18 protein-coding genes are annotated in these 23,485 nt (G+C 44.2%); 6 read left to right on the forward strand and 12 right to left on the reverse strand.

The features are described from left to right. Positions 1-40 precede the first annotated feature (40 nt). From ACHUFI_RS04295 to ACHUFI_RS04305, 3 genes are all read right to left on the reverse strand, one after another. On the reverse strand, positions 41-538 hold the full coding sequence (locus ACHUFI_RS04295; protein WP_394247124.1) for an outer membrane beta-barrel protein: 498 nt from the start codon (positions 536-538) through the stop codon (positions 41-43). Positions 539-637: 99 nt separating this feature from the next. Then, entirely contained in the window at positions 638-4,591 is a 3,954-nt protein-coding gene (gene hrpA / locus ACHUFI_RS04300; protein ID WP_394247125.1) for an ATP-dependent RNA helicase HrpA, read from the reverse strand. A gap of 135 nt (positions 4,592-4,726) precedes the next feature. Beyond that, on the reverse strand, positions 4,727-6,031 hold the full coding sequence (locus tag ACHUFI_RS04305; protein WP_394247126.1) for a MipA/OmpV family protein: 1,305 nt from the start codon (positions 6,029-6,031) through the stop codon (positions 4,727-4,729). An 89-nt stretch (positions 6,032-6,120) separates the two neighbouring features. Between ACHUFI_RS04305 and ACHUFI_RS04310 the strand changes: the two genes are divergently transcribed. The 3 genes from ACHUFI_RS04310 (at position 6,121) to ACHUFI_RS04320 (ending at position 9,106) form a co-directional block, all read left to right on the forward strand. Then, positions 6,121-6,522, forward strand: coding sequence for a VC1380 family protein (locus ACHUFI_RS04310; protein WP_394247534.1), 402 nt, complete (start codon positions 6,121-6,123; stop codon positions 6,520-6,522). 12 nt (positions 6,523-6,534) lie between these two features. After that, positions 6,535-8,520, forward strand: a complete 1,986-nt coding sequence (locus tag ACHUFI_RS04315; RefSeq protein ID WP_394247127.1) for a metallophosphoesterase family protein — start codon at positions 6,535-6,537, stop codon at positions 8,518-8,520. A 139-nt stretch (positions 8,521-8,659) separates the two neighbouring features. After that, complete coding sequence (locus ACHUFI_RS04320) at positions 8,660-9,106, forward strand: tellurite resistance TerB family protein (RefSeq protein WP_394247128.1); 447 nt, start codon at positions 8,660-8,662, stop codon at positions 9,104-9,106. Positions 9,107-9,200: 94 nt separating this feature from the next. Here ACHUFI_RS04320 and ACHUFI_RS04325 read toward each other — a convergent pair whose 3' ends face one another. Together ACHUFI_RS04325 and ACHUFI_RS04330 are read right to left on the reverse strand one after the other, a co-directional pair. Continuing rightward, the gene (locus ACHUFI_RS04325) at positions 9,201-9,731 is read right to left on the reverse strand and encodes a 3'-5' exonuclease (RefSeq protein WP_394247129.1); all 531 of its coding nucleotides are present in this window, start codon (positions 9,729-9,731) and stop codon (positions 9,201-9,203) included. Positions 9,732-9,820: 89 nt separating this feature from the next. Beyond that, positions 9,821-11,359, reverse strand: coding sequence for a sensor domain-containing diguanylate cyclase (locus ACHUFI_RS04330; RefSeq protein WP_394247130.1), 1,539 nt, complete (start codon positions 11,357-11,359; stop codon positions 9,821-9,823). Positions 11,360-11,689: 330 nt separating this feature from the next. Here ACHUFI_RS04330 and ACHUFI_RS04335 point away from each other — a divergent pair, with 330 nt between their 5' ends. From ACHUFI_RS04335 to ACHUFI_RS04345, 3 genes are all read left to right on the forward strand, one after another. Next, positions 11,690-12,322, forward strand: a complete 633-nt coding sequence (locus tag ACHUFI_RS04335; RefSeq protein WP_394247131.1) for a DUF2760 domain-containing protein — start codon at positions 11,690-11,692, stop codon at positions 12,320-12,322. Further along, positions 12,322-14,256 (forward strand): Hsp70 family protein, encoded by a 1,935-nt coding sequence (locus ACHUFI_RS04340; protein WP_394247132.1) that lies wholly within the window; start codon positions 12,322-12,324, stop codon positions 14,254-14,256. Before ACHUFI_RS04335 ends, ACHUFI_RS04340 begins: the two co-directional genes overlap by 1 nt. A gap of 153 nt (positions 14,257-14,409) precedes the next feature. After that, the gene (locus tag ACHUFI_RS04345) at positions 14,410-17,250 is read left to right on the forward strand and encodes an Hsp70 family protein (RefSeq protein WP_394247133.1); all 2,841 of its coding nucleotides are present in this window, start codon (positions 14,410-14,412) and stop codon (positions 17,248-17,250) included. 86 nt (positions 17,251-17,336) lie between these two features. Here the strand turns inward: ACHUFI_RS04345 and ACHUFI_RS04350 are convergent, their stop codons facing one another. The 7 genes from ACHUFI_RS04350 to tyrR form a co-directional block, all read right to left on the reverse strand. Continuing rightward, a complete protein-coding gene (locus tag ACHUFI_RS04350) occupies positions 17,337-18,680 on the reverse strand; it encodes a diguanylate cyclase (RefSeq protein ID WP_394247134.1) in 1,344 nt (447 codons plus the stop codon). 1 nt (position 18,681) lies between these two features. Further along, positions 18,682-19,680 carry an ABC transporter substrate-binding protein gene (locus ACHUFI_RS04355; RefSeq protein ID WP_394247135.1) on the reverse strand — a complete coding sequence of 333 codons (999 nt, stop codon included), beginning with the start codon at positions 19,678-19,680 and terminating at the stop codon, positions 18,682-18,684. Between the two features lie 145 nt (positions 19,681-19,825). Further along, positions 19,826-20,044: a hypothetical protein gene (locus tag ACHUFI_RS04360; protein ID WP_394247136.1), complete on the reverse strand. Its 219-nt coding sequence runs from the start codon at positions 20,042-20,044 to the stop codon at positions 19,826-19,828. A 146-nt stretch (positions 20,045-20,190) separates the two neighbouring features. Further along, complete coding sequence (locus ACHUFI_RS04365; RefSeq protein ID WP_394247137.1) at positions 20,191-20,664, reverse strand: DUF2947 domain-containing protein; 474 nt, start codon at positions 20,662-20,664, stop codon at positions 20,191-20,193. A 29-nt stretch (positions 20,665-20,693) separates the two neighbouring features. After that, positions 20,694-21,281: an HD domain-containing protein gene (locus ACHUFI_RS04370; RefSeq protein ID WP_394247138.1), complete on the reverse strand. Its 588-nt coding sequence runs from the start codon at positions 21,279-21,281 to the stop codon at positions 20,694-20,696. Further along, the gene (gene rimJ / locus ACHUFI_RS04375) at positions 21,281-21,868 is read right to left on the reverse strand and encodes a ribosomal protein S5-alanine N-acetyltransferase (protein ID WP_394247139.1); all 588 of its coding nucleotides are present in this window, start codon (positions 21,866-21,868) and stop codon (positions 21,281-21,283) included. Before rimJ ends, ACHUFI_RS04370 begins: the two co-directional genes overlap by 1 nt. Then, complete coding sequence (gene tyrR, locus ACHUFI_RS04380; RefSeq protein ID WP_394247140.1) at positions 21,868-23,412, reverse strand: transcriptional regulator TyrR; 1,545 nt, start codon at positions 23,410-23,412, stop codon at positions 21,868-21,870. Before tyrR ends, rimJ begins: the two co-directional genes overlap by 1 nt. Positions 23,413-23,485 lie beyond the last annotated feature (73 nt).

The following is a 23,485-nucleotide window of genomic DNA, read 5'->3' on the forward strand; positions in this document are numbered from 1 at the left end:
CGCCAGCAATATGCTGGCGTTTTTGTATTTGGAGATATGATTACAACAGGTGAATTGTCGCATTTAAAGTAAATACACCAGCGTCATCATCTTTCATTTTAAAGTTTTGGTAGCTAGCACCAACTGACACAGGCCCCATGATGAAGTATTCAGCACCAACACCGTACATAACATCTATATCATCTTGAGAAAAGCCGCTATCACCTTTCAGCTCATAAGAATGCAGGCCACCCTTTGCATAAATATGAAGAGGGCCAAAATCAATACTAGGTTTAACTGCAAAGTATACTGAAGACGCATCAAGGTTAGTACGAGTTGCATTTCCGTATTCTACAGAATCAAATGAACCTAGATTCCAGTAACCAGCCTCTAGGCCAATAAATGGTAGAATTCCAGTACCTACATGTACACCGTATGCAGTTTCGCTCTCGTTACCCAGTGAGTTTTCCCCACCTTGAACACCACCATATAACCATGAGTCTGCCATCGCAGTTGAAGATGCACCGATAAGCGCAAGAGCTAATAATGTCTTTTTCATACTAACCTTCTTAATCCCTATAAGCTGTCTAATCAGGCCAACCGTTGCCGTTAGACAGCCATTTATTTGTCATATCTATTCGGAATGCAATATTTATACCTAACAGGCATCTATTGCATTTTTAACCCTTTTATCCGATACCGGATAGGGTGTTCCTAACTGCTGTGCGAAGAAGCTTACACGAAGCTCTTCAATCATCCAACGAACTTCTTTCACATTATCTGGCACAGCTAAACCTTTTGGTATTTTATTAAGCAATTCTTTGTAATCACTCATTACAGACTCTACCTTGATCATGTGCAGACGATCTTTATTCGGGTCGATAGGCAGCTTTTCCATGCGACGTTCAATCGCTTTCATGTAACGTAAAATGTCTGGTAAACGTTTCCAGCCGCACTCTGTCGCGAAACCTTTAAAGATCAGACCTTCAATCTGCGCCTTGATATCAGAAAGAGCGAAAGCCATAGAAAGATCAACGCGCCCTTTTAGCTTTTTGTTAATACTGAACGCGGTGGTCAGAATAGTTTCCACTTGCTGAGCGATCTCGACAACTGCATCTCCAAGCTCTGCTCGTACGTGCTCTTTCAACGCTTCAAACTCTGTTGGTTCCCAAACCAAACCGCCCTTCTCTTCGATCAGCTTATCAATACCACAAGCGATACAGTCATCGATAAGATCGAGTACCTTACCGTATGGGTTGAAATACAAACCAAGTTTCGACTTGTTCGGCAAGTTCGAGTGCAAGTATTTGATCGGCGAAGGTACGTTCAACAAGATCAAACGACGCTGACCCGCTTTCATCGCAGAAATTTGTTCTTGCTCGGTTTCGAACAACTTTATCTCTACGCTATCTTTTGTATCAACAAGAGCTGGGAAGGCTTTAACGTCATAGCCACCGCGCTTTTGTTGATAGACTTTTGGTAGCTCACCAAAGCTCCACGTATGCAGATTTTGCTGCTCGATATCGTCATCCGCGACTTTAGAAAGCGTTTCTTGAACTTTGTCTTTTAAGCTTTCTTTCAGCTCATGAAGGTCTTTGTTCTCTTTAAGCTTACGTTTACGATGATCGACCGCTCTGAACGTCACTTTCAAGTGTTCTGGAATTTGTTCTAACTTCCAATCTTCACGCAATACTTCTACACCCGTCATTCGGCGTAGCTCTTTCTCAAGAGAATCCAGTAACGGAGCTTCAAGTGGTGTCACACGAGCCAAGAACGCATCAGCATAGTTTGGCGCAGGCACAAAGTTACGGCGTAGCGTTTTAGGTAGTGATTTAATTAAACTCACCACTAGCTCATGGCGTAATCCTGGAATTTGCCAGTCAAAGCCCGCTTGCTCAATCTGATTCAAAATTGGCAAAGGAATATGAACGGTCACACCATCGTTATCATCACCCGGTTCAAACTGATAGCTCAGCTTCAGTTTCAGCCCATCTTGATGCCAAAAGTTAGGGTAATCTAAATCGGTAACGTGGCTAGCATCCCCTCTGAATAGCATCGACTTTTCAAAGTTAAGCAGCTCTGGGCTCTGTTTACTGGTTTTCTTCCACCAAGTATCAAAGTGACGCCCTGAAACCACCTCTTCGCCTACGCGCTGGTCATAGAATTCAAACAGTTCATCATCATCGATCAAGATGTCACGACGACGGGATTTGTGCTCTAGCTCTTCCACTTCTTGTAGAAGTTTGCGGTTCTGTTTGAAGAACGCGTGCTTGGTTTCCCACTCGCCTTCAACCAGTGCACTACGCACAAACAGCTCTCGGCTGATAGTTGGGTCAATCGCGCCATAGTTCACTAGGCGTTTAGGAACAATTGGAATTCCATAAAGCATCACTTTTTCGTGTGCCATTACCGCCGCTTGTTTCTTCGACCAGTGTGGTTCGCTGTAGCTGCGCTTGATTAGGTGCTTCGCTAACGGTTCAATCCACTCAGGCTGAATTTTAGCAATCACACGACCCCAAAGTTTTGAAGTTTCCACCAGCTCAGCAGACATAATCCACTTAGGCTGTTTCTTAAATAGGCCAGACGCAGGGAAGATATGGAAGCGTGCGTTACGTGCACCTTGATATTCATTCTTCTCTTGGTCTTTCATACCGATGTGAGAAAGCAAACCTGATAACAATGAGATGTGAATACCATCGTAGCTGCCCGGTTCGTCGTTGAGCTTGGTATCCAATTCACGCATTGCTTGGTGAATTTGGAAGTACACATCTTGCCACTCACGAATACGCAGGTAGTTCAGGTAATCTTGCTTACACTGTTTACGGAACTGGTTGCTCGACAGCGCTTTTTGCTGCTTCTTGATGTAGTCCCACAGGTTCACGAAAGTAATGAAGTCAGACTCTTTATCGAAGAAACGCTTGTGCTTGTCGTCAGACGATTGCTGCTTGTCTGATGGACGTTCACGCGGGTCTTGAATCGACAATGCAGACGCGATAACCATCACTTCGTGTAGGCATCGATTACTTGGCGCTTCGATCACCATACGAGCCAAACGAGGGTCGATAGGCAGTTTCGCCAACTTACGACCAATCGCGGTTAGCTTCTTCTTGTCATCGCCGTGGTTCTTGTTTTTATTCGCAGACGGTTCGACTGTCGCAATTGCACCAAGCTCTTCAAGCAGCCTTACACCATCTTGAATGTTGCGCTTATCGGGCGCTTCAACAAATGGGAACGCTTGAATGTCGCCTAAGCCCAGAGCGGTCATCTGAAGGATAACGGATGCTAGGTTGGTACGCAGGATCTCAGGATCGGTAAATTCTGGGCGTGACTCGAAATCTTCCTCAGAGTACAAGCGAATACAGATACCTTCCGCCACACGACCACAACGACCTTTACGCTGGTTCGCACTCGCTTGAGAAATTGGCTCAATCGGCAGGCGTTGTACTTTGGTACGGTAGCTGTAACGACTGATACGCGCAGTACCTGGGTCGATAACGTATTTAATGCCCGGCACGGTTAACGAGGTTTCTGCCACGTTAGTCGCCAGAACGATGCGTCGACCAGTGTGTGACTGGAAGATACGATTCTGTTCACCCGCCGATAGACGTGCGTACAAAGGTACAATCTCGGTATCACGCAGGTTACGCTTACTCAGTGCATCAGCGGTATCACGAATTTCACGCTCACCGTTCATGAAGATCAAAATATCGCCAAGGCCTTCATCGCACAGTTCATCTACCGCTTCGAAGATACCTTCCATTTGGTCACGGTCTGAATCGCTGTCGTCACCACCTAATGGACGGTAACGCGTATCAACTGGGTAGGTACGGCCTGACACTTCAATGATTGGCGCATTGTTGAAGTGCTTAGAGAAGCGCTCAGGGTCGATAGTTGCCGACGTGATGATCACTTTGAGATCAGGACGCTTTGGTAGCAACTCTTTTAGGTAGCCCATAATGAAATCGATGTTCAGGCTACGTTCGTGCGCTTCATCGATAATGATGGTGTCGTACTGATTTAAGAAACGGTCGTGTTGAATCTCCGCCAGTAGAATACCGTCGGTCATCAGTTTGATTTGAGTATTGTCAGAAATCTGGTCGTTGAATCGAACCTTATAACCAACAAACTCACCCAGCTGGGTTTCCATCTCCTCGGCAATACGGTTCGCAACCGAACGCGCAGCCAGACGACGAGGCTGAGTGTGACCAATTAGGCCAAAACGGCCGCGACCAAGCTCAGAACAGATCTTAGGAAGCTGAGTGGTTTTACCCGAACCCGTTTCACCCGCCACAATAACCACTTGGTTTTCTTCAATGGCTTTGGCGATGTCATCGCGCTTTTGGCTTACCGGTAAAATTTCTGGGTATTCAATGGTTGGTTTATGAGATGAACGCTCAGTTGCGGTCATCATTGATTTCGCAATATCTAACGCAATTTCATCGAAAACAGCATGCTTGGATTTTTCATTCTTGATCTTATTTGCACCAGCTATGCGTTTACTTAGTCTGAAACGGTCGCGCATCATGCACTCATTTAGAGCTTTACGAAGTGATGCAGCATTATTATTTGAAGCAGATGGAGAGTTCTCTGCTTTTTCGGGGGACGAAGTCAAAGCGTGTCCTATTCTTTTCTCTTACAAAAACTGGCGCAAGTGTACCACAATTGGTCAACGCTCCTAAAACTGCTTCACAAATAAAAAAGCCTGAAAAAGTCATGTTTTCAGGCCTTGTATGGATTCTATCTAGGGTTAGAACTCGTATTGGACGTAAATGGTGTTGTAATTACTGCCACCTTTAATTCGACCAAACTGAGAAGCACTCTCGAAGATAGCAGAACGGTGGTGAAGTGAATAACCTACCCACATGTTTTCAAGATCCGTTTTACCGATCAGATCGCCAACATTCACATCTAATGAGAAGTCTAAATAGTTAAGGAGTTTACTCGGCGTATACCCTTTTCGCTCCATTTCTGAGCCTTCGATATACGTGATGGAATCAACATACGACATACCTTCAGCGACACCAAATCGCCATTGAGTTGGCCAATCAAACGTATAGTACGCTTTAATTGCGACAACGTACTCGGTAGTGCTTGATTGAACCGAAGAAGACCAGTGGTGTGCGATACCAGGAGTCAGGTAAATATCCAATGGGAAACCAAACAGCTCATCAGTCAGTGGGTGCCCGTAGAAAAACGACGTCAACTGGTTGTTGTACTCATCTTTCTCACTGTTGAACTTCATAATATCGCCAATATTCGATGGTGTGGCCCAGCCGTGAGCGACACGCAAATAAGGTTTATTACTTAGATCCGCTTTAGGTGCTTTGGTCTTGTCTTTGAAGAAACCGAAACCAAGGAAGAACTCCCCCTGATATCTGTCTTCAATCACACTGCTTTGGTATGCGTTATCATCCAAGCGAGTCACACTTGTCGAACCAAGCAGGTATAAGTTGGAAAATACGTGGTAACGCGCCTCTAACCCAACATTGAAATCAACAGCGCCGCCAATCTTTTCATTAGTAAGCTCAGAAAAAGCGAAATAGTAGCTATTAAAATCGGCATCTTTATAACGAAGCGTAGCACTTGGCATCAGCTCCCAATCACCAAACTCGTATTTTCCCGCAGCTCGCAAGTTACCGTGGAAACGGAACTGAGAATCCGACATAAGTTCAGTATCGATAGACCATTCATCATTCAACGTATACTTCAGTTGACCACCGAAATCTGCCGTGTCACCTTCAATCGCATTTTGTGCAGAAGCCGGAATATCAATGAATCGCATTCTAGTCAATGCGTTAAATTGCCAAGCTTCATCTTCTGATTCATACAGAAATGCGCCCCCTTCTGTGCCTTTCAAGAATACATAGTCATTCTCAAAATACATCATCGGAACAAATGAGCTCACCGTTTGGTCACCACCGGAAGTGTCAAATGGAATGCTTGCCGTACGATACATCGCTGCAATACCCCAATCTTGTTCTTCCGCTTGCGCATATGCACTTGAGAAAATAGCACTGGTTAACAACAAAGGTGTTGAATATTTGCTCTTCATTCTGGTTTCATTACTCTTACTGATAGATATTTTGTCATTGGATAGACAATTCTTGCTCAAATGAGCGAACAAGCTTAGGTTTCAAGGCCATTGGCCGTTACAATAAAGGATATTGTCGGATATATGAAATAATTGTGAAAGTCTCAGAATTAAAAAATTTCTTAAATAGTTTGCCGGAAAATTCAGACCCTGAAATTGTCATGGGGGAAGAATGGCTACCTGAGAGGTTAGTCAATACAGAGCTTAACGGTGAATTGCTCTTTCTAGAGTTTGATAATGCACCAGAAGAAGATCAAGGCGATGAAGAAGGCCGTGGTTTCGTTGAGCATGAAGTCACCATGATTCGACACAAATTCGAACAAATCCTTGATGAACACACAGATACTAAAACCAAAGCTGATGCCATGCTCGCACTATTTCTTATGGGCCATGAACTTTCTAGCTCAGAAATAATCGAAATCCTTGAAGACCCTAATTCAGATAACGTTTAACTAGGTAATACATTGTCCAGCCACACCCAACATCAAGCGCCACTTCCTTACTTAATCGCCGGCCCTATCTTACGTAAAACCACTCACGAAGAAGTCAATGTTTGGTTTGTTACGAGCCAGCCATTTTCAGGCTGCCTAACGCTTTATCGCGCAGATGATAGCGATGCGATTATTCAATCGACCCCAGACGACGTCGAGAGTATAAGAGTTGGCACTCATGCTTGGGTAAACTTGGTTTCAGTTGCCGGTCAATTCCCTGTTAATACACCTCTTGAATATCAGCTTTCTGACGAAGCTCAAGACCTGACGGACTGGGCGCCTCAGCTCTTTTATACCAACGAGCGTCGAGTCAGCTTTCGAATTAGCACGCACGCCGACTATATTCTGCATGGTTCTTGTCGCAACCCACACCATTCAAGCAAAGATAGTTTGGTCGCGGCAGACAACAAACTCGCGACACAATCGATAATGGAACGCCCTGACCTATTGATGATGAGCGGCGACCAAATTTATGCCGATCATGTTGCGGGGCCAACGTTAGATGCTATCGATCAAGTCATTGAGCTACTTGGCTTAGCCGGGGAAACTTTTTCTTCAGGTGCATGCCAGGAGAATATGAACCACAGCCGTGATCTATATTCGCATCCACTTAACTATTACCATCGAGACGAGATACTCCCTCATTACACAAAGTCTGAGTCTCTTCTCGACAAGTTAATGCCAAACCGTAGTATTCCGATTTTTAGCTCGACAGAATGTGATAATCACCTAGTGACTCTTTCTGAATTCATTGCCATGTATCTGTTAGTTTGGTCACCGACACTTTGGTCCCATATCAATCTAAATAGATTAAAAGATAATGACTTCACCCATAGTGGTCACACGCTTCCGGCGGCAAAACAGCAAAAATGGCATCAAGAGAAACAGAACATCGATCAGTTTGTCGAAGGGCTTTCTCAAGTACAGCGACTGCTCGCGCACATTCCGACCTACATGATATTCGATGACCACGATGTAACCGACGACTGGAACTTAACCGTAGGTTGGGAATTGGCCGCAGACCAAAACGCCTTCGCCACGCAAATCATTGGCAATGGGCTATTTTCCTATTGGCTTTGCCAAGGTTGGGGAAATGAACCTAAGAACTTTTCTCAAGAATTTTTGCAGAAGATCCGTGACACCTTCAAGCCATTAAAAAACGAGCGCACTGAAGAAACCATCATCGGCAATGACAATCATTTGTCGCTGGAGATTTCTCATATCCATCACCTAGAGTGCCTAAAGTATTTGAATACTTTCGAAAAATGGCACTATACGATTCATAGCACACCAAAAGTCGTCGTACTGGATACGCGCACTCGCCGTTGGCGTTCAGAATCAAAAATGAACAAACCTTCAGGTTTGATGGACTGGGAAGCGTTGATCGAGTTCCAGCATGAACTATTGGATCAGGACAAAGTGATCATTGTGTCTGCAGCGCCAATGTTTGGGGTTAAGTTCATTGAAACTTTGCAAAAAACAATGACCACATTGGGCCAACCACTGGTCATTGATGCAGAAAACTGGATGGCTCACCCTGGCAGCGCGAACACCCTATTGAGTATTTTCACGCACACCAAAACCCCAACAAATTTTGTGATTTTATCCGGCGATGTCCATTATTCTTTCGCTTACGACATCAAACTCCGCTATCGACGTAACAGCCCAACCATCTACCAAATTACCTGTAGCGGAATCAAAAACCAGTTTCCGGCTTCATTGCTTAAGTTTTGTGACATTAGTGATAGGTTGCTGTACAGCCCGCACTCGCCACTCAACTGGTTCACAAAACGTAAACGCCTAAAAGTGGAAAAACGTAGTCCGGATAATCAAACCTTCTATCGACTGGTCAACCAAAGTGCGATTGGTGAATTGCGCTTAGATGAGCAAGGCAAACCTAAAGAAATCGCGATTCTCACGGGTGAGGAACAAACTGTTCACTTCCCAGAGCACCAATAAAAGCGACACGCCCCCCTACAGTTCTATGAATTTACATTGCTTCTGAATAGTGGATGCAATGTAAAGTTTCAGTAAAGTGACTTGTTTAATTCCTTTACCACCCTAATAGTTAAACTATGTCTACAGGTTGGAGCCTTTCATGTTCAATTCCATTACTTCCCTATTCAAACAACTCATTGACGGTAAAGATTTGGGACAATCTCAATCAGTGTCGCCGAATTTAGCAATCGCATGTTTGCTCTGTGAAGTCGCAGGCGCGGACAACGAAATCAACGAGCAAGAAAAAGCCGCAAAACTGCACTTAGTGGAAAGGTTACTGAATCTCAATGAAACTCAAGCCACCTCTCTGCTTGCTCAGGCCGAAGAGCAAATTAAACAATCGGCATCACTCTATGATTTCACCTCTCAGTTACGCGAGCTATCTCATGAAGTACGAATAGACCTGATTGCGGGTATGTGGGAAGTGGCTCATGCCGATGGTGAAATTGATCCACTTGAAGATTCTGTCATACGTAAAGCAGCTGAATTGCTGTATGTAAACCACAGCGAATTTATTAAAGCGAAGCTGTCTGTAGTAGACAAATAACAAATTTAAAAGAGCGCAGACTTAATTTAAGTGCTTCACAAAAAAACAAAAAGCCCACGACGATGTGGGCTTTTTATGTAACTCATATTGGCGACTAAAACATGGTTAATGCCAATTTTGCCAAGTTGTAGGCATCGACATAACCAGAATGTTGTCGTCCTTCCCACTCGATATCTTTTGCTTCTTGCGCAGCTCTGTGACCAATACGCTTGTCTTTTAGTCGGTTTTGAATCCGATATAAAGTCGCAAGGTTAATGAACTCAGAAAACGGCGCTTCAATGCCTTTATCCGCACACTCTTTAAAGAGGATCAGATCATCTCTTCCCCACGCGGCATAAATCTTATTCGGCCCACCAAAATTTTTGATCATAGACTGAATAACCGAAGCAAGAGGTCGACCTTGTTTTTCAATCTTACGAGGAGTGATACCGGTGAGCTCCGCACAAAAAAGAGAGACTTCATCGTGTTCTGGCTTAACGTAATATTGAGCGCGCTTTACGATTGTTCCAGATGCTAAATCAATTTCAGCTAAGCCGACTTCGATAATCTCACCTGTTGTTCCCACGCCATTTTCATTCCAACAGCACATTTCTAGATCGAAACATACCACTCGATTGTGATTCATACGTTGCCTTAGCCACTCAATTGTTCAGTTTGGTGAAATTGTACCTGACGGGAAACCAGATCTCGACACCTGAAACGCCAAGTGTTCAATTAGCCTGCAATTGACACACAATTTCGACCGTTCATTTTACTTCTATAGAGTTGGCTGTCTGCTTTTTGAAGAATTTGCTCTGCTCGCTCTCCAGAATGAATCGCTCCACCCAGGCTCAATGTACAAGTCAGCATTTGGCCTTGGTATTCCAAAGGAGACTCCACTATCGATTTACGTATCTCATTAAGGTAAGTGTCGAGTTCTTCTTTCTGAGCAACATTCGTCAAAATGCTAAATTCGTCGCCACCTAAACGGAAAAACAGATCTCCTGGGCGTATGAGTTTAGCCGTAACCTCACTGACATGGTTGAGCATGGCATCACCTGCTGGGTGTCCATACTCATCATTGATCGACTTAAACTTATCAATATCAAAGCCTACGAGACTGAACCCACTATAATCACCCACCCATTTCGGAAGTTGGGCGTTAAACGCTCTACGATTAAATAACCCCGTTAAGCTATCATGCTCGACAAGAAAACGAAGCTCCTCGGTTCTTTCATCCAGCATTAGTGCTAGTCGCTGCTTTTCTCGTGTCTGCAAGCTAACGATGTATGCCAACATCAGAGAAATAGCTAACCCGGTAAACGCAATACCGACGAGAACCAACTTGTTGTCATTGGTCAGTGGTTTAATTACTTTAAAGTCGACATGCCAACTTCGGTTCGGCAATTGAATGGTTCTTGTGATTGTGAGACCTTCAGCATCATTAAAGCCGTCACTTTGAAAAAACACCGGATCATCTTCCGCATCAAACCCAAGATCCGTCACTCGCACCAACAGACTCTTTTCACCAGCCGTCTTGGCGATCAAGCTTTCAAAGTAATAAGTGGTTCGAACCACTCCAATCACAACACCAAGAAGGTTATCACTATCGCCTTCAAAAACCGGGTGGTACACCAGCATCCCTGTTTTGGCTGTCGATTGGTTTAACCCATCTTGAAGTAGACGAACTTTGTCAGATAAATTTGCACTTCTCGTCTCTCTAATATGATCGAGAACGAGATCAAACCGTTTTCTAGAAGAGTAAAAGCCTAGCAAAGCAATGTTGGCTTCCGTCTGAGGATAGATGTCAGAGGCAATATATATAGGTTTATCGCCCATAATGTAGCCCAGTGTTTTGGGCCCATCTTTCGGTACGGTATAGATAGAAAATTGTGGGAAGCGCTGTCGTAGTTTCTCGGTATGACGGGCGATGTCTTGGCTCTCTACTTTCTCCATCCATTGCAAACCGATCAAGCTGTTTGAGCCAGCGATCGTATGCTTCGCAAAACGAGTGAACTTATCCCAATCTTCTCTTTCATTGGCGTGAAAGAAATTGGCGCCAGAACCAATATACGCAATGTCGTTTTCGATAAACACGCGTAAGCTTTCAACCTGACGTTCCGCTAGATTTTCAATATTATCGTAAATGGACAATCTTTGACTTTTATAGGTAAGGACGATACAAGCCAAAGTTACTAGCATCGAAATAACGAATGTACTTAGAGAGTAAGTAAGTCGATTGACCTGCGTAACGGAATGAGCGCTATTCGGCATTATTGAGGCGAACTTTGTTATAGAGAGACTTGAAAATAATAACTGAACAAAACATCATTCTCTATGATGAATTGCACTAAATTCATTCAAATTACGATTGACGTAACATCTACTTAACTTTTCATCGTTATATTTGGCGAATTCAGATGATTTTTTCACCTATTAAACCGTTCAACACTTTCAAATACAGCTTTTATTCAACCGTTAGACCTTGAATATGCTAGTATCTCCCCAATATTTTAAGCATCTGTTGACACGATTCTTAGTGTCTGCGCGTTCACTTATTGTGAAACTGAATGCGCCATTAAATCAATCTAAAGAGACATCATTATGAACTTTGATTTAAACCTAATCCCACAAACGTTTGACATGCTTCACGCAGGGTTAACTGCATCAAGCGTTTTACTACTTATTCTTGCCGTTTCTCGCAAATCAACCGTTGTTGAAAAGGTGGTAGAGAAGCCAGTTGAAAAGATCGTTGAAGTTGAAAAGCCAGTTGAAAAGATTGTCGAAGTAGAAAAAGTTGTTGAAGTAGAAAAAGTCATCGAGAAAGTAGTCGAAGTCGAATCTAAGCTAGCTACAGCACCAACAGATTCTGCAATGCAGCTACTGTCTATCATGCAGCAAGAAGCACGTCTAATCGACTTCCTAAAAGAAGACCTTACTTCGTTCTCTGACGAAGAAGTTGGCGCTGCTGCACGTGTTATTCACACAGGTGGTCAAAAAGTACTAGCAGACTACGTAACGCTTGCTCACATCCGCAGCGAAGATGAAGAAACTCGCATCACAGTAGCTGAAGGCTTCAACCCTCAAGAAATCCGTCTAACAGGTAACGTAACGGGTAACGCACCATTCAACGGCACACTGGTTCACAAAGGTTGGAAAGCAACTGATATGAACCTGCCAAAGCTTGCTGAAAACTACGATGCATCTGTAATTGCACCGGCAGAGGTAGAGCTATAATGGAACACCAAACTCAGACATCATCGCAAGAGCAGCAAGCACCTAAGTTCAGCGTTGGTATCGATTTAGGTACTACACACTGCGTTTTGTCTTACATCGATACAACCAATGAAGATGCTCGCGTTGAGGTAATGCCAATTCCTCAGCTTACGGCTCCTGGTACAGTAGAAACTCGCAGCCAACTTGGCTCGTTCCTATACCAACCGCACGAGCACGAAATGAACGAAGCGTCACGTGTTCTACCTTGGTCTTCTGAGCCAAAAGCTCTAGTTGGTGCTATCGCTCGTAATCTTGGTGCTAAGACTCCAATCCGTTTGGTAGCAAGTGCGAAGTCTTGGCTATGCCACGGTGGTGTAAACCGTCGCGATGCATTCCTTCCTGCAGGTAGCCCAGAAGAAGTGGAAAAGGTATCTCCACTAAAAACAACTGAGATGTACCTAGAGCACCTTAAAGATGCTTGGAACCACGCGAACCCAGAACACAAACTGGCAGACCAAGACGTAACGATCACCGTTCCTGCTTCGTTTGACCCTGCCGCTCGTGATTTAACAGCTGAAGCTGCACGTAACGTTGGTTTCACTCATCTAACGCTTTTAGAAGAGCCTCAAGCGGCTCTATACAGCTGGATCGATAACAGCAACGACAAATGGCGTGATGAAGTAGACGTTGGTGACATCGTGCTGGTTGTGGATATCGGTGGTGGTACTACCGACCTTTCTTTAGTTGAAGTGACTCAAGACGACGGTAACCTGAGCCTGAACCGTATCGCTGTAGGTGAACACATCCTACTTGGCGGTGACAACATGGACTTAGCTCTGGCTTACCGCTTGAAGATGAAGCTAGCACAAGAAGGCAAAGAATTGGCTCCTTGGCAGGTTCAAGCAATGACTCACGCATGTCGTGATGCAAAAGAAGCGCTACTGAACGACGCTGAGCTTCAAGCTGTGCCAATCGTGGTTCCTAGCCGTGGCTCTAAGCTACTTGGCGCGACACTAAAAACAGAACTGACTCAGCAAGAAGTACAACAAACATTGGTTGATGGCTTCTTCCCTAAAGTCGCGGTGACTGATCACCCGGTACAAAAAACGCGCGGCGCACTAACTCAAATGGGTCTGCCTTACGCGCAAGACGCGGGTATCACTCGTCACATTGCAGCATTCCTTTCTAAGCAAGCGAACGCGCTTTCTGGAAATGGTGAAACGGCTCAACAAGATTTCAATCCGTTTGCAAACATACCAGGTATGCCGGGTGCTGAAGCGCCTGCTGCTGACTTCATCAAACCAACAGCAATCCTGTTCAACGGTGGTGTTCTAAAATCTAACCTACTTGCTGATCGTCTTTCAGACACAATCAACGAGTGGTTGATCAACGCTGACGCTGAATTTGCGAAACAACTTTCAGGTTTAGATCTAGATCTAGCCGTTGCAAGTGGTGCCTCTTACTACGGCGCGGTACGTCGTGGTCAAGGTGTTCGTATTCGTGGTGGTATCGCATCTTCTTACTACGTAGGAATTGAAAGCGCGATGCCAGCTATCCCAGGTATGGCTCCTCCTATGGAAGCTCTGTGTGTTGCACCATTTGGTATGGAAGAAGGTTCAAGCGTTCAAGTGCCTAGCCAAGAGTTTGGTCTAGTGATTGGTCAGCCAGTACACTTCCAGTTCTTCGGCTCAACAACTCGCCGTGAAGATGAAGCCGGTACTCACCTTGATCACTGGGCGCCAGAAGAGCTCTATGAGCTTCCTGAAATCCAAGTGACACTGCCAGTTTCTGAAGGCCGTCGCGAAGGTGAAGTGGTTCCGGTGACTTTGGCTTCTCGCGTTACTGAGTTAGGTACGCTTTATCTAGAAGCGATTGCCACTGACAACGGTCAGAAATGGCACGTTGAGTTCGACGTTCGTGAAGATTCGAACAACGACTCAAACGACGAAGCATAATGAATCAACGGCACCTTAGCGGGTGCCGTTATTTTATCAATACCATTCCCAACTCAGTCCTACCTGTTTCTCAGGAACGACGTATACGAATAACAACAATAAGACCAAAGCTATCAACACACTGGTCATCACTCTGGAAGAATAAGGTTTTGTATGGCAACTCCTCGTTTTTTAGTCGGCATTGACTTAGGCACAACCAACACTGTGGTTGCCTACTGTGAAATTAACGACGACCTACAACACGCTCCCGTTTCCCTTTTCGAAATCGATCAGCTTATCGGCCCTGGTGAAGTGGTTCGTAAGCCTCTACTCCCATCGTTTCGTTACCACCCAGCCCAAGGTCAAATCTCCCCTTCAGACCTAACTATGCCGTGGGAACCACACCCAGTTGAAGGCGATATCAAGAATGTTATCGTCGGTGAGTGGGCGCGTGAATTGGGCGCGAAGGTTGAAGGTCGCCAAGTATCGAGTGCGAAGAGTTGGTTATCGCACCAAGCAGTGGATCGTAGTTCAGACATCCTCCCTTGGGCAGGCGCAGCGGATGTCGATAAAGTATCGCCAGTTGTCGCAAGTGCTAGCTACCTAAATCACATTCGCCAAGCATGGAACTACCGTAATCCAAGCAACAAACTTGAAGACCAAGATGTAGTTGTTACGGTTCCGGCATCATTCGATGAGACCGCACGCAAGCTGACACTCGAAGCCGCAGAGCTAGCCGGTTTAGGCAAGATCCTCTTACTCGAAGAACCACAAGCGGTTTGTTACGACTGGTATGCACGCCACCAGCAAACGGCGGCGGAAGAACTCCAACAGATCCCGTTGATCTTAGTGTGTGATGTCGGCGGTGGTACGACCGACTTAAGCTTAATTGAAGCCAAATTCGATTCAGACAAACAAGGCCACAGCGAGCTAGCACTCGATCGTATCGGTGTTGGCGAACACTTAATGCTAGGTGGTGATAATCTAGATTTAGCCCTCGCTCACCTTGCAGAGCAGCGCTTCAACCAAAACAAAAAGCTGAATGCCTCTAGCCTCACCAAACTGATTCAACAAACTCGCGCGGCAAAAGAGAGCCTGCTTTCAGCTGATGCGCCAGACGATGTCAAAATCACTATGCTTGGCAGCGGCTCGAAGCTATTAGGCGGCACTAAGAGTATTGGCTTAACCAAGCAAGAAGTTCATCAAATCGCGTTGGAAGGCTTCTTCCCACTCTCTGAGTTTACGGAAACACCAGACAAGCGTCGCAGCGCTGTAGTTGAATTCGGCCTGCCTTACGTTGCCGATCCTGCAGTAAGTAAACACGTTGCAGAATTCCTAACCACACACCAACAAGTATCTAAAGCTGCGCTACAAAATTCAGATGCTGTGCAATTCGATGATACCAAACCGGCTATTCCAGTAGGTGTGCTACTTAACGGTGGTGTGTTCAACAGTGAACTTGTCACAGAGCGCATTACTCAGCTCCTAGGTAACTGGAACGGCGCTCCAATCACAGTACTAGATAACCCTCACCCAGATTGGTCTGTGGCATTAGGCGCGGTTGCGTTTGGTAAGGCACGCCGTGGTGCCCAACTGAAAATCGGTGGCGGTGCTGCTCGTTCTTACTTCTTACATCTACAAGAAAAGAACAAGATGGGTAAAGCGCTGTGTCTGCTTGCTAAAGGTACCGAAGAAGGCCAAGAAATTCGTTTGAACAGCCGTCGTTTCTCACTGACGTTAGGCGAGCCAGTTCGTTTTAACCTGCTGACTTCAACTCACGATCAAATTGCTCACGATACGGCCATTCAAAATGGTGTGATGGTCGATGTGGATGCCGACCTGTTCTCCCCTCTTCCACCTTACATCTCGACGCTGGAAGGCTCAGGCACAGCAGAACTTCAAGCTAACCAAAAAGAGCGCGTTGAAGTGCTGCTCGCTTGTCAGTTAACCGAAGTCGGCACACTGAAAATGGAGTGCGTGAGTACTGAAGATGACTCGAAGCGTTGGTTACTTGAATTTGAAGTCAGAAACAAGCAAGGCGATGAATCGGATAACTCTACACTTCATCCACGATTGGATGAGTGTAAAGAGCTGATCTCTCGCCTGTACAGTGGCAACAAAAAGAGTGCGGAATCGAAAGAGATCAAAACACTTTCGAAAGATCTTGAGAAACGACTCGGTAAACGCGATGAATGGGATTTCACCACCCTCCGCCATCTATTTGATACTTTGTCATTAGGCCGTAAGCGTCGTCGCCGCTCAGAAGCACATGAGAAAAACTGGTTGCGCTTAGCGGGTTACTCACTACGCCCAGGCTTTGGTGATCCTACTGATTCATGGCGTATCGAACAAATTTGGGGCCTCTACCAACAGAACATTCAGTTTAAGAACCACCAAGGTTGGACAGACTGGTGGGTATTCTGGCGTCGTGTTGCCGGTGGTTTAAACCAAGAACAGCAAGAGACAATCTTGGCTGACATTGCGAAGTACCTTCACCCAGGTGCCATGAAGAACCCTAAGAGTGCTAAAGATGCCCAAGATAATGGTTATGAAGCCATGGTGAGATTAGCGGCATCCCTTGAGCAACTCGAAGTGGAAGACAAAGTGCTTCTTGCGTCTTGGTTCCTAAGCAAAGCGATCAATCACAACCAGTTTGAACAAGCGCATTGGTGGGCGCTAGGTCGATTAGCTTCAAGAACTCCTTTGTATGGCAGCCAGCACAGTGTGATTCCTAGAGAGCAAGCAGAACAGTGGTTACCAAAACTGCTTGAGCAAAACTGGCAGAAAGAGCAGATGATTGCCTTCGCTGCTGTAATGATTTGTCGAAAGACTGGCGACCGTCAGTTTGATATCTCTGACGATTACCGTAATCAAGTTGTTGATAAGCTTAAGCAGAGCAAGGTTCCAGAGTCTTGGTTAAGGCTGGTTAGCGAAGTAACTGAGCTGTCTGAGAGTGAATCTAAACGTGTGTTTGGAGATGCGTTACCAAGTGGCTTAAGCCTGATCAGCCACTAATCCTAACCTATGAAATAAGGCCTACGACACCCGTCGTAGGCCTTTCTATTATTCCTTTGTAGGCCGACTTAGATGACTGCTGTTCATTAGCTGATTGGTTCCTCTTCTTCCTGTTCCGGCTTATAAAATGACACATGGCTTCCACTGCGCTTAGCGATATACATTGCATCGTCTGCAAACTTCAACATGTCATTGATGTCCCGTGTATGTTTAGGGAAAAAGCTAATACCGATACTTACCCCAATAGAAATCATTTCGCCATCGACGTTAATAGGGGCTGTGATTGCATCGACTAATTGAGTCGCTTTAGCCTCCACTCCATCATAGGATTCAAGAAGATCTAAGCAAACCACAAACTCATCTCCCCCTATCCTGCCAGCAAAATCAGATGCTCTAATATTATTTCTCAGTCTGAGTGCAACAGCTCTTAATAGCTCATCGCCGACGTCATGGCCTTTGGTGTCATTGACAGCCTTAAATTTGTCTAAATCCAAAAACAATAACGCCAGTTTGCAACCAGTTCGATTGGCTTTCACAATCGCATTCTCAAACAAATTTTTACAGGCTCTGCGATTATACAGTTCAGTTAAAGAATCTCGTTCAGACAAAAACGTGAGCTGCTCTTTTTGCATTTTTAGCTTTGAAACTTGCCGCTCCACTTCTACTTCTAACTCTTCTTTCGTCACAGTAGTCTGCTGTAACGTTTCTTTCATCTGATTAAAGACGTTACCAATTTCTACAAACTCACTATCTAGCCTTTCTGGTTTTAACCGACTATCCAAGTCTCCATCTACGACCTCCGCAATACCAACTCTAATTGACTTACAGCCACATCGAAAACGTTTTAAAATCATTAAAGCGATGGCACATACCAAAACAGCGAAAGCCAATATCTTAAAAATGCTAGTGACCAAATTCAGTTTCTGTTCTGCAGCTTTATCTTCAAGTAACATTTTCTGAAGGTAAAATAGCTCCTCAACCATATTCTGCACCGTCATGTTATAACGTGAATGCAACAAGTCCTGAGCTTGTATCACCCCCTCAATGTCTGAGTTGGCCACGACATTTTTTAGATTATGAATTGAAGTAACGCTGGTCTCTTTTGCTATCAACACCGCTAAACCGTCGTTGAGCTTTTTAATATTGTCGACCTTGCCATCCAAATACTGAGTCTCCATAAGGTTCTCAGAAAGCCGCTTCTGTGCAATTAAAACCTCTTGAAGACTTTCTTGGTCGCCAAATTGGAGAAACACCCACAACTGACTCCTCAGTGTTTCAACGTTTTCTTGTACTTCAATAACTTCTGAAATTGCGCTCTGAGCTTTTTCATACTTCTCTAAAATATTCCACCATGAAACTGCAATCAGAAAAACCAATACCACTGACGATGCAAAAAGTATATTTAACTTACGATGAATCGACCCGGTCATGCTAAAACGCCTCGGTTTCTAAAGCTACATTCAAGGGAATAGCGTGCATGATTTTTCGATAATCTGGCGCTACACCGGACGTAAGCCCAGAATTTGTTGCCCAGCGTGCTTGCAGTTGTAAATTAGAGAGTAAAGAATTCCCCAATGACAGACGAAACACGTAGTCATTCCATGACCACTCAAGCTGCTCTAAAGGAATATCTAGAGATTGCGAAACAAGTACCTGCGATGTATCTGAGTTTTGATGCATCCAGTTAATTGCATCACCAAGTGCTAACAAGATAGAAGTCGCGACTTTAGGGTCGATATCCACTGTTTTTGCCATCGCCAGCAGATTAAAAGACAAGGTATACACCCCTGCAACACCAAGGTTTACAGGAGGCTCCTCAGTGGCATTTTCTAATAAATATCCGTAAGGCTCCCAAACTGATATCGCGTCTACCTGGTTCGAAGTCAACGCTTTTTCCATCTCTTGGGGTGCCATGTAGACTTTACTAATTTGAATACGTTTCAAGTTATCGACGATTAATAGCGAGTCTAAGTAAAATTCACTCGCACTCGCTTTGACTATGCCAACCTTTTTTCCATCCAAATCAGACGTCTTGGTTATGCCTTGCTCTTTAAGTGCCAACAACTTGAGATCATTGGTTGACTCAACAAAGCTCGCAAGAACCCGGAAATCCTTTCTCTTGAAACTTTGAAACATAACGACCGACTCTGAGGCAGTAGCGTAGTCCACCTCTCCGGAAAAAAGCAGTTCAGCGCAGGCAACGCCACCGAAACAAGGGACTATCTCTATATTTAACCCTTGTTTTAAAAAATACTGATTACTTTTTGCCACGATAAAAGGAGAAGACAGCGGTGTCTGTGATACAGCGATTCGAATTGAAGGCGTTAGTTGATTTGAAGTGTGGTTCGATGTCGCCCCTAAATAGGCAAACAAAATAATAGATAAGCAGAACACGCCCAAAGTTAACACTTTTCTAAAAACTAGATTCATGCCAGCCTCTTTAAACAAGTGAGCTTAGTCTAATTCTAGTCGTGATTCTTTAGATTAGTTATCGCATTAAGTAAAAAACCCTATATACAACAATTATACATAGCATCAGAGCGTAAATAGGGTTATTGAGTCGTATCAAAGTCACTTAGTGATGATGGCCGTCAGGGTTAATAGAAAACTCGGTATGTTCATAAATGTCGGCCAGCTTTTTCGGTTTCGCCGATTTTCGTTTCGAACAAGAAGCCAGGTCTTTGGATTCAGCTTGCAGTGAATCGGCATGAGCCTGAGCTGATTCCAAAAACTCCTTATTTTGAAGAGCTTGAATACGTAACTTGTTCACTCGATCTAATGTGTCCCAAATCATAAGCACCTCCCACTGTTTATATAAACAGTATAGCTTGAGCTACTTGAGATGCAAATGTTTACTGTATATAAAAACAGTTATGTAATTTTGGGAAGCATTTCCTAAACTCTGGATCAAAAAAACGAGCTCTCGGCTCGTTTTTTAAATTATGCTCGGTTACCAATTTTCACGGTACCTTTGGTGCTAAACCACAATGTTTCACTTCTACGTCGCCCTAGCAGAATTGGGCCATCGTCATAGAACAAAAAGTTTTTCCAATGCTTCTTAAATATCGACCATTTGGTTTCAAGCACATTGTACTTTTCGTAACAAAAATAGACAGTTACATCATCTTGCCAGTCAATATGAGCGAGGATTTCTTCTGGTAGTTCAGGTTCATCCGCTTCCCAGTTATTCATCCAATTCACTTCATCTGACCAATTCGATGCTTTACTTGGCCAATCTTGCGAACTTAAACGCTCAGAATCAGGGCTTTGTGGGCTGACGTTCTCTTTCCAAAACTGAGATGCGCGAGCCTGTGTCATTGGTTTAATTTTCTCTATGTCTTCAGGTGAAACAGGCATAGACTGGTGAGTGAAAATCCATTTTCTTTGGTATTCATCCAAAGTTGTATATGACATCAAATTTCCTCGAAAATATGAACTGCTGCCTACGGTTTTAACCATCCGTTACTAACAGCATCTTCTATTACTTGCTGAGCCTTATCCCACAATACTGTAGAACCGTTCTCAATCTTTTTATTTATAGTCAAAGCTTGTGTACGAGAAACACCATGCTCTACCCAGCTTTGACCTTGATTATGATAATTTAAAAGCATTGGAATAAGTCTATCCAACGCTTTAGCAAATTTTGCGTCTGCCGAAGCTGCAGTCTCAAATTCTAGCCATATCTCTAATAAGTCTTTGCCCTGCTCTTCAGGCAACATACCAAACAGTCGATACGCCGCTTCTAACTCTTTTTGCTCTTGTTGATCTGTCGCCACAATATCGTAAACAAAGGTATCACCAGCATCAATTTCCACAATGTCATGCAATAACAACATTTTGACTACGCGAGCAATGTTCACAGGTTCGTTGGCATGCTCTTCCAACAAAATAGCCATCAAAGCGACATGCCAACTGTGCTCTGCACTATTTTCTAAACGTTTTTCAGCGCTTTTAATGCGGGTTCGTCGAAGCACCGATTTAAGTTGGTCTAACTCAATGAGCAGATTTAGCTGTTTCTGAAGCCTATCCATTACACTACCCTCTTATCTTGCCAATTGGGATTCACTAGAGAAGTGAGAATATGATCTTCCCACTTACCGTTGATCTGTAAGTAGTCCTTGGCATACCCCTCTTTTTCGAACCCCACGTGTTGTAGAACCGCTTCACTGCGCTTGTTTCTTGGCATGTAGCCAGCCATTAATCTGTGCATATTTTGATGCTCAAACATATAGCTAACCGCCATGTTTAAGCCAAGACGCATATAGCCATTACCTTGCGCACTTTCCGCTAATGAATAGCCAACATTGCACGCATAAAAAGGAAAACGGGATAAATTGCTGAACGAAATGGTACCAAGCATTTTTTTGGTTTCATTATCAATCAACAAACAATAGTAACCCAACCCCATTCTATGCAGCTCATTAAGCTTGATCAGCCGTTGAGCCCATCCAGCTTTAGAGAAAAAAGCCTCTTCCCTTGCTGGCTCCCAAGGTTTCAAAAACTCACGGTTTTCAATGAAGTAATTACTGATCATTTCGGCATCTTCGGGGGCGGCCGTTCTGAGCAGAACAGAGCCATCTCGCATTTCAACTTTCTCTGCAGTACTTAGGTCTTCCATTAGTTTTTGCGAATTCCGTAGTCACGTAATTTGTTGGCAATTGAGGTGTGGGATACGTTCAATCGCTTAGCAAGTTTCCTGCTTGAAGGGAAAGATTGATAGAGTTTCTCTAGTATTTGAGATTCATAATCTTTCATGATCTCATCAAGTGAGCCATCGAGGTTCAAGCTCGCCATTCCTGCAGAAACGGTTTCCAACTGAGGTAAATGAAAGTGATCTATCGTTAGTAAATCACCATCAAGTTCGGTTAATGCACGCAACACCATATTGTCTAATTGGCGAATGTTCCCTGGCCATTGATAGTTGCCAAGTTGTTCAACTAATTCTGCGTCTAATTTGGGCTTCAATAGACCTAACTGCTGGGCATATTTTGCAACAAACAGTTCCAATAAAGGTCCAACATCGTTAGAGCGTTCACGTAAGGCTGGTATCGATAAAGTGAGTACATTCAGACGGTAGAATAAGTCTTCACGAAAACCTCCAGACTCCGCCAGCTCAGCTAATTTGTGACGTGTAGACGCAATAATTCGAACATCGACATGCATTTCATCTTCGGCCCCAACTCGGCGGAAAGTACCGTCTTGTAAGAAGCGCAAAAGCTTAATTTGCAAGTGTGAACTCATTTCACCGATTTCATCTAGAAATACCGTGCCACCATTTGCTTGCTCGAAAATCCCCTTGTGACCAAGCTCATGGTTAAACGAGCCCGGAGCATGTCCGAATAGTTCAGTTTCAGCAACATCATCAGGCATTGACGCACAGCTCAATACAAGGAATGGATAAGAAGAACGGTTAGAGCGGTTATGACACGCTTTGGCTAGCATTTCTTTGCCAGTACCTGTGTCGCCCTCAATTAATAAAGGTTGGTCTAGCATCGCAAGCTTTTTAGCTTGGCTAATCAAGGCCTTATGTCGATTAGAAATACCGACAAAGTGCTCAAAACCTAAATTATTTTGTTCAGGTAAAATATCAGGCGTGTTTGAAACCTGTTGGCTAGATCGAATGGTCATTACTGCACTAGCAAGTACCGCTTCATTAGAATCACCGCCAAGATAAACCGGAATAATTTCGATCGAATAATCCAGCCCGTCAAGCACCATAGACTCACGATGCCTTTTCACATCGCCTTCAATCCAACGAGAGAAGTTGAAACTTGGCATCAAAGCAGAAACTGGCTCACCGATAATGTCATCTTTACCCTTACCGAAAAGGTTCAAAGCCGCATGGTTTGCCATATCGACAGAGCCTTTTAGGTCGATCGCTAAAACAGGATCAGGAAGATTAGAAAGCAGTGCGATAAGCTCTGTGTTATGCCTTTCGCTAGGCATAAACTGAATTTTGCGTACGTCTTTCACGCCAGTAATTCGGCGGATTTCAGCCATTAATTCGCTGAAGGTATCAAAATCGATATCAGGACAGTTGAGATAAATAATACCTGTTACATCGATTTCAATACCACGCAGATCGATACTCTTAGAGGCTAAGATATCGAGTAGCTCGCGGGTCAAACCAAGTCGGTCTTCACAAAAAACTTCAAGACGCACTAATTGTTCCTACTTTAAGGTGTCAGGAAAAGTTGACACTAGTTTGTAGTATAGCAATATGACCCGTCAAGCT

The sequence above is a fragment of the Vibrio profundi genome, assembly GCF_043642225.1.
In the GTDB taxonomy this organism is placed as follows: Bacteria; Pseudomonadota; Gammaproteobacteria; order Enterobacterales; family Vibrionaceae; genus Vibrio; species Vibrio profundi_A.